At 41.4% G+C, this 12,065-nt stretch carries 14 protein-coding genes; 11 read left to right on the plus strand and 3 right to left on the minus strand.

What is annotated here, in order from left to right; all coding sequences use genetic code 11:
* Positions 1 to 96: 96 nt before the first annotated feature.
* Positions 97 to 717, minus strand: a complete 621-nt coding sequence (locus FFR60_RS14295; RefSeq protein WP_137664682.1) for a hypothetical protein — start codon at positions 715 to 717, stop codon at positions 97 to 99.
* 276 nt (positions 718 to 993) lie between these two features.
* Here FFR60_RS14295 and FFR60_RS14300 point away from each other — a divergent pair, with 276 nt between their 5' ends.
* The 6 genes from FFR60_RS14300 (at position 994) to FFR60_RS14325 (ending at position 5,744) form a co-directional block, all read left to right on the plus strand.
* Positions 994 to 1,794, plus strand: a complete 801-nt coding sequence (locus FFR60_RS14300) for an SDR family oxidoreductase (protein ID WP_137664683.1) — start codon at positions 994 to 996, stop codon at positions 1,792 to 1,794.
* A 73-nt stretch (positions 1,795 to 1,867) separates the two neighbouring features.
* Positions 1,868 to 2,281 (plus strand): PTS sugar transporter subunit IIA, encoded by a 414-nt coding sequence (locus tag FFR60_RS14305; RefSeq protein WP_137664684.1) that lies wholly within the window; start codon positions 1,868 to 1,870, stop codon positions 2,279 to 2,281.
* Positions 2,282 to 2,770, plus strand: coding sequence for a mannose/fructose/sorbose PTS transporter subunit IIB (locus FFR60_RS14310; protein ID WP_137664685.1), 489 nt, complete (start codon positions 2,282 to 2,284; stop codon positions 2,768 to 2,770).
* 28 nt (positions 2,771 to 2,798) lie between these two features.
* The gene (locus tag FFR60_RS14315) at positions 2,799 to 3,611 is read left to right on the plus strand and encodes a PTS mannose/fructose/sorbose transporter subunit IIC (RefSeq protein ID WP_088933738.1); all 813 of its coding nucleotides are present in this window, start codon (positions 2,799 to 2,801) and stop codon (positions 3,609 to 3,611) included.
* A gap of 12 nt (positions 3,612 to 3,623) precedes the next feature.
* Positions 3,624 to 4,487: a PTS system mannose/fructose/sorbose family transporter subunit IID gene (locus FFR60_RS14320; RefSeq protein WP_137664686.1), complete on the plus strand. Its 864-nt coding sequence runs from the start codon at positions 3,624 to 3,626 to the stop codon at positions 4,485 to 4,487.
* A 30-nt stretch (positions 4,488 to 4,517) separates the two neighbouring features.
* The gene (locus FFR60_RS14325) at positions 4,518 to 5,744 is read left to right on the plus strand and encodes a zinc-binding dehydrogenase (RefSeq protein ID WP_137664687.1); all 1,227 of its coding nucleotides are present in this window, start codon (positions 4,518 to 4,520) and stop codon (positions 5,742 to 5,744) included.
* A 134-nt stretch (positions 5,745 to 5,878) separates the two neighbouring features.
* On the opposite strand, the gene FFR60_RS14330 is transcribed toward FFR60_RS14325, so the two are convergent.
* Complete coding sequence (locus tag FFR60_RS14330) at positions 5,879 to 6,646, minus strand: alpha/beta hydrolase fold domain-containing protein (protein WP_137664688.1); 768 nt, start codon at positions 6,644 to 6,646, stop codon at positions 5,879 to 5,881.
* A 59-nt stretch (positions 6,647 to 6,705) separates the two neighbouring features.
* On the minus strand, positions 6,706 to 7,077 hold the full coding sequence (locus FFR60_RS14335) for a hypothetical protein (RefSeq protein ID WP_137664689.1): 372 nt from the start codon (positions 7,075 to 7,077) through the stop codon (positions 6,706 to 6,708).
* Between the two features lie 151 nt (positions 7,078 to 7,228).
* Here FFR60_RS14335 and FFR60_RS14340 point away from each other — a divergent pair, with 151 nt between their 5' ends.
* From FFR60_RS14340 to FFR60_RS14360, 5 genes are all read left to right on the plus strand, one after another.
* Positions 7,229 to 8,245, plus strand: coding sequence for a LacI family DNA-binding transcriptional regulator (locus FFR60_RS14340; protein WP_137664778.1), 1,017 nt, complete (start codon positions 7,229 to 7,231; stop codon positions 8,243 to 8,245).
* Between the two features lie 139 nt (positions 8,246 to 8,384).
* Positions 8,385 to 9,686, plus strand: coding sequence for a pyrimidine-nucleoside phosphorylase (locus FFR60_RS14345; protein ID WP_137664690.1), 1,302 nt, complete (start codon positions 8,385 to 8,387; stop codon positions 9,684 to 9,686).
* 62 nt (positions 9,687 to 9,748) lie between these two features.
* Complete coding sequence (deoC, locus tag FFR60_RS14350; RefSeq protein ID WP_137664691.1) at positions 9,749 to 10,411, plus strand: deoxyribose-phosphate aldolase; 663 nt, start codon at positions 9,749 to 9,751, stop codon at positions 10,409 to 10,411.
* Positions 10,412 to 10,423: 12 nt separating this feature from the next.
* Positions 10,424 to 10,816 carry a cytidine deaminase gene (locus FFR60_RS14355; RefSeq protein ID WP_088933730.1) on the plus strand — a complete coding sequence of 131 codons (393 nt, stop codon included), beginning with the start codon at positions 10,424 to 10,426 and terminating at the stop codon, positions 10,814 to 10,816.
* Positions 10,817 to 10,877: 61 nt separating this feature from the next.
* Positions 10,878 to 11,975, plus strand: a complete 1,098-nt coding sequence (locus tag FFR60_RS14360; RefSeq protein ID WP_137664692.1) for a BMP family lipoprotein — start codon at positions 10,878 to 10,880, stop codon at positions 11,973 to 11,975.
* Positions 11,976 to 12,065 lie beyond the last annotated feature (90 nt).

Raw genomic sequence — 12,065 nt, forward strand, 5'->3', positions numbered from 1 at the left:
AGAAGTATAAATCTGCAATACATGCAAATTTATACTTCTTCATGAAAGTCAACATGCTTAAGTTAATGACATTGCGTTTTCACGGGTGGTTCTGATTTATGCCTGTAACTTTTTAATCAGCTTATCCACTCTTTTCGTTTGAGGAGGGGTAAGGTCTTGTTTTCGATTTTCTAAGGTTTCGATAAATAACTCTCTGTTTGAATCAGTGATACAGATAGCAGCTCTTTCACTGTGTTGCGCCACCTCTTTTGGTCGGCAGGTCGACAGGTGTTCGATCAATAAAGGAAACAGCTCTTTTTCATATTTTTTATTCGCTCGGCACAGCTTTGCGAAAACGGAAATACTATTATCAATTGTGATTACGCTACCATTTTTGTAGGCATATATGACGTTATCAATTTGTTGAAAGATTTCGTCTGCTTTGTCATCAGCTATCATGACAAGTGCTGTCATCGCTCCCCAAACCAGCCGATTATTTTTACTAAGCAAAGCATCTAGGAAACTGACAGCGTAATCGGTAATTAGTTGTGGATTTCGTTCGCCAACTTCGTATAAAACCTTAATACAATCATTTGCAATTGCTTTTTTCTGCTTCAACCCTTGGACTATCTCTAAGACACCTTCTTTATCCTCATGTGAGACCAACATTTCGGCGACTTCAATATTCGGTTGTTCATCCTGACGCTTCAAGTTTGTGGCTAATTTTTCTATATACATAATATCTCCCTTCTTAAAAAATTCGATGAATAAATTATATCATGAGCTGATAGCAGAAAAAATAGCGGTTGCCATTCAAGGAACCCTATCCATTTTTTAATTTTGATACGTCAAGTAAACGACCAGCTTCGATATGAAGTTGGTCATTTTTTCGCACTTTTGTGATTTAGTTTTAAAAAAGTTGAAAAAGTTATTGACAACGTTTTCTTGTGCGGTTACTATAAAGGTGCAACAAATGTTAAAAAGAAATCACAAATGTTAAAAGGGGCGTTTGCAATGGATTGGTTAGATGTACAAGGAAAAACAGTGATTGTCACAGGAGGCTCATCGGGAATTGGAGCGGCTATTGTCAAAGAGTTATGTGAATTAGGAATCAATGTTGTGAATGCTGATTTAAGAGAAGGTACGTTTACTCATGAGAATTTATTTTTCAGTCAAACAGATGTCACTTCTTATGAATCGGTGGAGCAGACAGTAGCAGTAACGACAGCGAAATTTCAAACGATCGAAGCGGTAGTCAATAATGCAGGAATCAATATCCCAGCTTTATTGGTCGATGAAGAAATGTCTGAAGGCGGCAAATTTCAAATCAATGAACAAATTTTTAATAAAATGATCGCCATTAATCAAAAGGGTGTTTATCTGATGGGGCAGGCGGTTGGCCGTGTGATGGTCAAACAAGGCTACGGCGTCATTATCAATATGTCATCGGAATGCGGCTTGGAAGGTTCGGAAGGACAAAGCGTTTATGCTGCGACAAAAGCAGCGGTGAATAGTTTTACGCGTTCATGGGCGAAGGAGTTAGGGAAAAAAGGTATTCGAGTTGTTGGGATCGCGCCAGGAATCATGGAAGAAACTGGATTACGTACGATCGAGTACGAAACAGCTTTAGCCTATACCCGCGGCATTACCGTTGAACAACTACGGGCAGGCTACACCAACACGAAGACCATTCCGCTTGGACGCGATGGAAAATTGAGCGAAGTGGCAGATCTTGTTGCCTACTTCATTTCTGGCCGTTCTAGTTACATAGACGGTGTAACTGTGAATGTAGCTGGCGGCAAGACTCGAGGGTAATGACTTACCTCTGTTGATCGTATTTTTTACGATCGACAGAGTAAAGGATAAACAAAGAAAACGGGAGGGAATTATGAACAAAGTAATTTTAGTCGCTCATGGTAAATTGGCCCATGAAATGAAAAATTCTGCCGAAATGATTTTCGGTGCACTGCCAGATTTTGAATCCGTAGAATTTTTAAAGGAAGAAGGGCTGGATACGATCCAAGAAAAAATTACTGCGGTAATGAGTGACGAAGAGGCGTCATATTTAGTATTGACCGATTTGTTTTGCGGCACACCTTACAATGCCAGCTGTGCCGTAGCGATGAGAAATCCTGAACGCGAGATCGAAGTCGTTTCGGGAATGTCGCTGCCAATCGTTTTAGAGGTAGCGAGTATGTTAAGCAATAATTTGCAGGATATTGTGAACCACGCAACAAGTATTCCCTGCGACACAGTGAAAGCGTTTAAACAGCAATTGATTGAAGAAGAGGAGGATTTTTAGATGCAAATCAAATTAGCACGAATCGATGATCGATTGATCCACGGACAAGTAGCGACAGTTTGGGCCAAGGAAGCAGGGGCAAAACGAATCATCGTCGTCAGTAAAGAAGTCGCGAATGATGAGATTCGCAAAACGTTAGTGAAGCAAGCAGCACCGCCAGGAATCAAAGTGAATATCGTTGATCCCGAAAAAGCAGTAAAAGTTTACAACAATCCAAAGTATGCGGACGAAACTGTCTTCTATCTATTCACGAACCCGATGGAGGTATTAGAGCTGGTTGAAATGCGGGTACCGATCAAATCTATTAATATCGGCGGAATGCAGTTCAAAACTGGACGAACTCAAATCACCAAAGCTGTTTCAGTCGATCAGACAGAAGCTGCTGCGTTTCGTAAGCTGGAAGCATCAGGCGTTGAGTTGGATTTACGAGTAGTTGCCACCGATCCAAAGGGCAACTTTGAAGAAAAACTGAAAGAAGCAGGTTTCTAGGCAACGATAAAATTAGGAGGACACAAAAATGGAATTATCAGTTTTACAGATTGTACTTATTTTTCTTTTTTCATGTGTGTGCGGGATGGGCAGTGTGTTGGACGAGTTTCAAACGCATCGACCGTTAATCGCGTGTACGATGGTCGGTTTGATTTTAGGGGATGTGCAGACCGGAATTATTTTAGGCGGAACTTTGGAACTGATTGCTTTAGGCTGGATGAACATCGGTGCGGCGCAATCACCGGATTCGGCTTTAGCCAGTGTAATCTCGACGATTTTGGTAGTCGTTGGTCAACAAGATATTCAATCAGGGATCGCGATCGCTTTGCCAGTCGCAGCTGCGGGACAAGTGTTGACGGTTATCGCTCGGACAATCACGGTAGCTTTCCAGCATGCGGCGGATCGTGAAGCAGAAAAAGCGAATTTCAACAAAATCATCTTCCTGCATTTTAGTGCTTTATTTATACAAGCCTTACGAGTTGCTATCCCAGCAACAATCGTAGCAGCATTCGTTAGTGCGGAGATGGTAACAAAAATGCTGGATATGATTCCAGATGTGATCACAGGTGGTTTAGCAGTTGCCGGCGGATTTATCGTTGTTGTCGGGTATGCGATGGTGTTGAACATGATGAGTGTGGCCTATTTGATGCCGTTCTTCTATCTTGGCTTTGTCATGGGCGGCTATCTGGAATTTAGTTTGCTGGCATTCGGGATCATTGGTTTGATCACCGCGTTAATCTACGTACAATTGAATCCGAATTTTAAGAAAAATGAAGTTCAAGGCAATCATGTGGCGGCGGTCGTTGCCGGCGAGTTAGCCGATGATGAATTAGAAGATTAGGGGGCAAGCAAAATGGAAAACACTTCAATGGTAGAAACTAAAAAAGATATTTACGCGCAATCACAATTGACCAAAAAAGATTTGATGACCACTTTTGTCTTTTCGAATTTTCAACAAGCGTCCTTTAACTTTGAACGTATCCATGCATTGGCATTTTGTGTTGATATGATTCCAACGATTCGTCGAGTTTACAAAACCAAAGAAGAACAGGCAGAAGCGTTGAAACGACATTTGACTTTCTTTAATACGACGCCGGCAGTCTGCGGTCCAGTAATCGGTGTGACGATGGCGATGGAAGAAGCGCGGGCAAGCGGCGCAGACATCGATGATGGAACGATCAATAGTTTGAAGGTCGGTTTGATGGGACCTTTGGCCGGTGTCGGTGATCCGTTAGTTTGGGGAACCTTGCGTCCAATTACTGCGGCATTAGGTGCTTCATTGGCCTTATCCGGAAATGTGATGGGACCAATCTTATTCTTTGTAGCCTTCAATGCAATTCGCCTGGCGATGAAATGGTTCGGACTAACTTACGGCTTCAGTAAAGGAATGGATATTGTCAAAGATTTATCTGGAAACTTGCTGCAAAAGCTGACCGAGGGCGCGACGATTCTGGGATTGTTTATCATGGGCGTCTTGGTGACTAAATGGACGACCGTTAATATTCCATTAGTTGTTTCAAAAACACCTGGTGCGGATGGCAAAACAGTGATAACAACCGTCCAAAATGTCTTGGATGATCTAGTCCCTGGTCTGCCTGCTTTAGGTTTGACCTTGCTGATGATGTATTTATTGAAGAAAAAAGTCAGCCCGATCGTCTTGATCTTCGTATTGTTTGCGGTAGGAATCATCGGTTATTGGTTAGGAATTTTAGCTTAATAATATAGTAGGATTTTAGGAGGAACAGTAGTGAAAACGAAAGCAGTGCGTTTATATGGTAAGAAAGATTTGCGCTTGGAGGAATTTGAATTACCTGAAATCAAAGAAAATGAAATTTTAGCATCTGTGATTACCGACAGTATTTGTATGTCGACATGGAAATTAGCGAATCAAGGGGCTGATCATAAGAAAGCGCCAAACGATCTTGCGGAGAATCCGATCATTGTTGGTCATGAATTCTGCGGCGAACTATTAGAAGTCGGTGGAAAATGGGCGCACAAATATAAAAAAGGGGAGCGATATGTCTTACAGGCAAATCTGCAATTACCGGATCGTCCAGATTGCCCAGGCTATTCGTATTCCTATACAGGCGGTGACGCTACGTATATCGTGATCTCAGAAGATGTCATGAATCAGGACTGCTTGATTCCTTATAAAGGCGAGACTTATTTTGAAGGTTCGTTGATCGAGCCGCTATCCTGTGTGATTGGTGCTTTCGAAGCGAACTATCATTTAAAAGAAGGTTCTTATGAACACAAAATGGGGATCAAACCAGACGGCAATTTATTGATCATGGGCGGCACTGGACCGATGGGTTTATTGGCGATTGATTATGCATTGCATGGACCGATCAAACCCAAAAAATTAGTAGTAACGGATCGCGATGCAGAAAAATTAGCGCGGGCGGAAAAACTTTATCCAAGTCAAAATGGAATCGAAGTTTCCTATATTAATGTAGCGAAGGTAGAAGATCAAGTAAGTTTATTGAAAGAAACCGTTGATGGCGGTTTTGACGATATCTTCGTGATGGTTCCTGTGGGTCCAGTCGTCAGCGATGCAGCCGCAATCTTGAACCCTGATGGCTGCTTGAATTTCTTCGCGGGTCCGCAAGACAAAGAATTTTCAGCCAATGTAAACTTTTACGATGTTCATTACTCATTTACTCATTTCGTCGGAACTTCAGGCGGAAATACGGAAGACATGCGAAAAGCTGTTAAGCTGATCGAAGATAAACAAGTGAAAGTGGCGAATGTCGTTACTCACATTTTAGGTTTAGACGCAGTGGGTGAAACGACGTTGAATCAACCAGCTATTGGCGGCGGGAAAAAATTAGTTTATACCCACAAGCAATCAGGATTAACGAAATTGTCGGAAATTGAAAAAGAATCTGAATTAGGAAAAATTTTGGCGGAAACCGATGGTATTTGGAGTAAAGAAGCTGAAAATTATGTTTTAAAACATTACCCAAATATTTAATATTATTTAAAGGAAATGGATTATTGCGTCGAATTAGTTTTCTTGAAAATTTCAATGTTCGTGTTTTAAAGTAGAAACGACTTAAATTAAGAAAAAGAGCGTCGCAGAAAAGTATGATTTGCAACGCTCTTTTTTTATAGATTATCTTTTAAAAATTGGATGGTCGATTGGTAAGCAATATCTGAATAGCCTTCGCCATGGACCGTGCCAGTAATCAACTTGGCTTCACTAGGAACACCATTTTCGGCGAGGGACTTTTGTAATTTATAGATACCTGATAAAGGAACGATCTCGTTTAATGAATTGGCGATGAAAATCGGTCCACTGTTATTTGAAACGCGCGAAAGCGGATCGGCCTGTTTCAAACGTTCCATGTCTTGTTTTACGTAATTCAAGATGAACCATTTATAAAAGGCATCATTCGCACCGTCTTGGTCAATTTTTCCACTAGCTTGTTTATCAAAATCAGGTTTTTGATTCATAGCGGGCACCACGTCGGGATGTTTTTGTACCCAATCATAGAGATCAATGATACCAGACCAAGAGGCTGCCGGAATGCCTCTTTGCAAAGCTAACTCGATCGATAAATTGCCGCCGGCTGATGAACCAAGTGCGGTGATTTTTCCATTTACGGAATAGTCGCTTGCTGCTAACCAATCATAGACATTTAAAATATCTTCCATTGCAGCGGGAAAAATGTGGTCCGGTGCTAAACGATAGTTAGGTGCGATAACGAGAAAGCCGTCAGCAGTTAAGCGTTCCGCCAAAGCTGCTTCTTTACTTTTATCACCTCGAAACCAGCCGCCGCCATGGATCAAGATGATCGCCGCATCAATTTTTTTAGGTTCGTAAATATCCAGCGTTAATTGATTTTTTTCATCGTATACATAGTCTTTGATCATACTTATTGCGCCTCTTTTTTTCTTATTAATTAAATTGAGAGTAGTTAGATGGATAACCACTAGATTAAATCATTTTCTTTAGTTGGCTTAGGTTGCTGCTGCATCAACTCGTCTAACATAGCTAACAGATTTTGTTGAGCTTCATCATAGCTGTTGATCTGATTGCCGAATTGTTGATTGAATCCGTCCAAACCATCTTTTGCAAAAGCATATTCATATTGATAAACGGCATCGTAAGCCTTCGTAAAACGTTGAAGGAGTTCTATTTGAGAATCTAATTGCAGCGCCAACTGGATCACACGAAAATCTGTATAGGCTAATTCGAATTGGATCGCCCAGATCCGGATAAAGTCGTGTTGATTTTTTATGTGCAGAAAATGATGTTCGGTCGTCCATGTTAGATTTTTGATTGCTCCTGTCACATCAAGCATTATACTCACCTTCTTTATTGATTTGTACAGTCTTTAATCTACGCTCTTTTTTCAGCAGAGCAAGCAAGAAGTCTTGTCTTTTAACGAAAAAGGCTTTCTTTCTAAATTTTCCTTTGCTACACTTAAAAAAAACACAGAGAGAAGGTCAATGATGAAGATCACCATCAAAGAAATCGCTGAGATGGCAGGGGTTTCGGTAACGACTGTATCGCAGATTTTAAATAATAAAGGCAGTCGTTTCAGTGAACAGACCCGTAAAAAGGTCTTAGCGATCGTTGAAGAATATCAATATAAACCGGATTTTTTTGCGGCAAATTTGATCAATCGCCATTCAAAAACGATTGGGATGATCGTGCCGGATGTGACAGACTTTTTCTTTTCAAAAGTGATTGAAGGGGTAGAGAGTTATTTAAACCCTTTAGGATATATGATTATTTTGTGCAACTCGCGTCATGATATCGAACAAGAAAAACGTTATTTAAATGAGTTGTCGCATCGTTCTGTGGATGGGATCTTACTAGCTACGCCCAATCATTTAGAAGATGAGCACAAGTTAGGCAGCGACTTCTATCGAAAACATCCCATTGTCCTGATCGACCGAGGGTTGAATGATCGCGACTGGGGTCAGCTTTTAGTTGAGGAATATGCAGGTGCGCAGGAAGTATTGCGGATGCTGGTGGAAAAGGGGCATCGGCACATCGGGATGCTGAAAGAAAGCCAAGGCTATTACCAATTAACAGAACGTGTGAAGGCCTATCGTCAAGTGGTCTTTGAGTACCAATTGCCTTTTGAAGAAAGTTATATTTGTTCTGGACAATTAACGATCTCAGGCGGTTATCATGCGGCGAAGGAAGTACTGAAGAACAAGCAGATTACCGCGATTTTCTGCGGGAATGATGAGATGGCGATCGGCTGCTATCAAGCGATCTATGAAGCTGGATTAAAAATTCCTGAAGATATTTCAGTAGTTGGTTTCGACGGGTTAGAGGTCAGTAAATATATGGTTCCGCCATTAACGACAGTCTTTCAGCCCAGCAGCGAAATCGGATTCTCCGCGGCAAAGTTCTTAGTGGATGCTATTAACTTCCCTTCTCAGCGAATTCCGAATAAAATCTTCCAAACTAAATTAATTATTCGTGAGAGTGTGAAAAATATAGATCAGGGTTGACAACGGGTTCACGACCCGTTATAGTAACGATGGTAGCGCTAACAGAAAGCGCTTCTTCGTTAAGTAAACTGTTTTACTAAAGTGGTTTACCTTTCGCTATTTTATTGTATAATATCTTTTGACGCTTGGAGGAAAACCTATGAGAATGGTAGATTTGATCGAGAAAAAGAGAGATGGAAAGATTCTATCAAAAGAAGAAATCGATTTTATTATTGAAGGTTACACAGATGGCAGTATTCCAGATTATCAAATGAGTGCGTTGCTGATGGCGATCTTTTATCAGGATATGACCGATGAGGAAATTTCTCACTTAACTTTAGCGATGGCTAATTCAGGAGACATCATTGATTTGTCTTCTATTGATGGTATCAAGGTGGATAAGCATTCAACTGGCGGAGTTGGCGATACAACAACATTAGTGTTGGCTCCACTCGTAGCAAGCGTTGGTGTACCTGTAGCAAAAATGTCTGGCCGCGGCCTAGGTTTTACTGGCGGTACTTTAGATAAATTTGAATCAATCCCAGGCTTTAAGATCGAATTATCTGATCAAGAATTTATTGATATCGTGAACAAGAGCAAGGTTGCAGTAATTGGTCAATCAGGAAACTTGGCAGCCGCCGATAAAAAACTTTATGCCTTACGGGATGTGACTGCAACAGTGGATTCTATCCCATTGATTGCCAGCTCGATTATGAGTAAAAAAATCGCGGCGGGAGCTGATGCAATTGTCTTGGATGTAACAACTGGCGACGGTGCGTTCATGAAAGACATTGAAGACGCGAAACGGTTGGCTAAAACAATGGTACGAATCGGAAAACTTGCCGGTCGTCAGACGATGGCAGTCATTTCAGATATGTCAGAGCCGTTAGGCGAAGCAATCGGAAACAGCTTGGAAATCGTTGAGGCTATTGATACGTTAAAAGGAAACGGACCAGCAGACCTTACTGAAATGTGCTATGTACTCGGCAGTCAAATGGTTGTGTTAGCGAAAAAAGCAGAGACATTAGACGAAGCCCGTGCAATGCTGGAAGAAGCACTTCATTCAGGCAAAGCGCTGGAAAAATTCCGTGAGATGGTTAAAGATCAAGGCGGCGACGAAACAGTGATCGACCAAACAGATCAAATTTTGACTGCTAAATATACGATCGAATTGGCGGCTAAAACTTCCGGATATGTCACCAAGCTAGTTGCAAATGAAATTGGGATCGCAGCCATGCTGTTAGGCGCGGGTCGCAAAACTAAAGAGGATGATATCGATCACGCGGTAGGAATCAAACTTCATAAGAAGATCGGCGATGAAGTAGCTGAGGGCGAGTCGTTATTAACGATTTATGCTAATTCTAATGAAATTGACGAGGTTAAAGAATTACTTTATCAAAATATTTTCATTGGGGATGTCCCTAAAGAGCCTGTTTTAATTCACGATATTATTACAGAATAAGTAATTAAAACTTTTTTAGAACAATTAGAAATATATTATAATAGAAGAAGTGAGGATCAAAAATGGAAATAAATCGAATGATCGACCACACAATTTTAAAAGCAGACGCGAAAAAAGAAGATGTCATGAAAATTATTGAAGAGGCAAAAAAATACCGCTTCTATTCTGTCTGCATCAATCCTACATGGGTGGCACTTGCGGCAGAGGAATTACAAGGTGAACCTGTTGCTGTGTGTACAGTGATCGGCTTCCCGCTTGGGGCCAACACAACTGAAACAAAGGCTTTTGAAGCAGCGAACGCCATTGCAAATGGGGCGGATGAAGTCGACATGGTCATCAACATCGCTGAACTAAAAGACGGCAATGATGAAAAAGTTCAAAAAGACATCGAAGCTGTTGTCGCTGCGGCTAAGGATAAAGCGTTAGTCAAAGTTATCATTGAAACTTCATTATTAACAAATGAAGAAAAAATCAAAGCATGTGAATTGGCAAAAGCAGCAGGTGCAGACTTTGTTAAAACATCGACTGGTTTTTCAACCGGTGGAGCGACAGTCGAAGATGTTCGCTTGATGCGTGGAACAGTTGGACCTGAAATGGGAGTCAAAGCTTCCGGCGGTATCCACAATGCCAAAGAAGCAGAAGCAATGATCGAAGCAGGCGCAACACGTTTGGGTGCCAGCTCTGGGGTTGCTATCATGAACGGACTTTCCGGTACGGGGTACTAGGGGGAGTTATAATTGAATAAACAAGAATGGATCGACATCGCGGTCGAAGCACTCGATAAAGCGTATGTCCCATATTCAAAATTTCCAGTAGGTGCGTGTCTTGTAACTAAAGACGGCAAAACCTATCAAGGAATCAATATTGAAAATGCCTCATACGGCTTAACGAATTGTGCAGAACGTACTGCCTTTTTCAAAGCTGTATCAGAAGGCGAAAGAGAATTTAGTCATTTAGTGATTGCAGGTCACACACCAGAACCAATTTCTCCATGCGGCGCTTGTCGTCAAGTCATGGCAGAGTTTTGTGATCCAGCGATGCCAGTAACCTTGGTCGGTGACAACGGTGTAGTTAAAGAAATGACCGTTGAAGGGTTACTGCCGTATACATTCACTGATAAAGATTTATAAACCATGTTCATTCAGTCGCAGGACTGTTGAAAAAAATTCATATTTAGGGGGCTTTACAGAAATGAAAAAAGCAAAATTATTTGGCCTAGGTACCGTGGCGATGGCAGCATTGCTAGCTTTAGGAGCTTGCGGCGGAGGCGGCGGTTCAACTGATTCTTCAGGTGGAGCGGCTAAAGAAGATTCAAAACACAGTGTTGCAATCGTAACAGACATTGGTGGTGTGGATGACCGTTCATTTAACCAAAGTGCTTGGGAAGGACTTCAAGCTTGGGGTAAAGATCACGACATCAAAAAAGGTAATGGCGGATATAACTATATCCAATCAAACGATGCTTCTGAATATGAACAAAATATCTCACAAGCTGTTACTAACGGATTCAAGACAGTCTTCGGGATTGGTTACTTATTAGCAGACCCAATCTCAGCAGCAGCAGATCAAAATGCAGATACAAACTTCGTTATCATCGATTCAGTGATCGAAGGTAAAGACAATGTCGCTTCAGCAACATTTAAAGACCAAGAAGCAGCTTACTTAGCAGGTGTTGCAGCAGCTGAAACAACTAAATCTAACAAATTAGGTTTCGTTGGTGGTGAAGAAGGTGCCGTAATCGACCGCTTCCAAGCTGGTTTCGAAAAAGGTGTAGCAGATACTGCTAAAAAATTAGACAAAGACATTTCTGTAGATGTTCAATATGCAGCTTCATTCGGTGATCCTGCCAAAGGTAAAGCATTAGCGGCTAATATGTACAATGCTGGAGTAGATATCATTTATCATGCTTCAGGCGGTACTGGTCAAGGTGTCTTCTCTGAAGCAAAAGCTCGTAACGAAAAAGCTGACGAAGCAGACAAAGTTTGGGTTATCGGTGTCGATAGCGACCAACAAAAAGAAGGTAAATACAAATCTAAAGACGGTAAAGAAAGCAACTTCTGTTTAACGTCTACACTTAAAGGTGTAGGTGCAGCAGTTCAAGATATCTCTACTCGTGCATTAGAAGATAAATTCCCTGGTGGCGAACACTTATCATACGGTTTGAAAGACGGCGGTGTATCTCTAACTGACGGATTCCTTTCAGACGAAGCAAAAGAAGCTGTTAAAGAAGCGAAAACAAAAGTTTCTGACGGCGACATTAAAGTTCCAGAAACTCCTGAGAAAAAATAATTCAGGTGACCATAGTCTCCAACAACGCGGAGACTATGGTCCTCTTTTAAAAAGAGTCTTCTTTTTTTAGCCAAGTTGCGACTTGTGTTG

Source organism: Enterococcus hulanensis, from assembly GCF_005405485.1.
Taxonomy (GTDB): domain Bacteria; phylum Bacillota; class Bacilli; order Lactobacillales; family Enterococcaceae; genus Enterococcus_A; species Enterococcus_A hulanensis.

Excerpts from the sequence above, each read along its gene's own strand:
- FFR60_RS14295 (WP_137664682.1), bottom strand. The coding sequence starts at position 717 with ATGTATATAGAAAAATTAGCCACAAACTTGAAGCGTCAGGATGAACAA.
- FFR60_RS14300 (WP_137664683.1), top strand. The coding sequence starts at position 994 with ATGGATTGGTTAGATGTACAAGGAAAAACAGTGATTGTCACAGGAGGC.
- FFR60_RS14305 (WP_137664684.1), top strand. The coding sequence starts at position 1,868 with ATGAACAAAGTAATTTTAGTCGCTCATGGTAAATTGGCCCATGAAATG.
- FFR60_RS14310 (WP_137664685.1), top strand. The coding sequence starts at position 2,282 with ATGCAAATCAAATTAGCACGAATCGATGATCGATTGATCCACGGACAA.
- FFR60_RS14315 (WP_088933738.1), top strand. The coding sequence starts at position 2,799 with ATGGAATTATCAGTTTTACAGATTGTACTTATTTTTCTTTTTTCATGT.
- FFR60_RS14320 (WP_137664686.1), top strand. The coding sequence starts at position 3,624 with ATGGAAAACACTTCAATGGTAGAAACTAAAAAAGATATTTACGCGCAA.
- FFR60_RS14330 (WP_137664688.1), bottom strand. The coding sequence starts at position 6,646 with ATGATCAAAGACTATGTATACGATGAAAAAAATCAATTAACGCTGGAT.
- FFR60_RS14335 (WP_137664689.1), bottom strand. The coding sequence starts at position 7,077 with ATGCTTGATGTGACAGGAGCAATCAAAAATCTAACATGGACGACCGAA.
- FFR60_RS14340 (WP_137664778.1), top strand. The coding sequence starts at position 7,229 with ATGAAGATCACCATCAAAGAAATCGCTGAGATGGCAGGGGTTTCGGTA.
- FFR60_RS14345 (WP_137664690.1), top strand. The coding sequence starts at position 8,385 with ATGAGAATGGTAGATTTGATCGAGAAAAAGAGAGATGGAAAGATTCTA.
- deoC (WP_137664691.1), top strand. The coding sequence starts at position 9,749 with ATGGAAATAAATCGAATGATCGACCACACAATTTTAAAAGCAGACGCG.
- FFR60_RS14360 (WP_137664692.1), top strand. The coding sequence starts at position 10,878 with ATGAAAAAAGCAAAATTATTTGGCCTAGGTACCGTGGCGATGGCAGCA.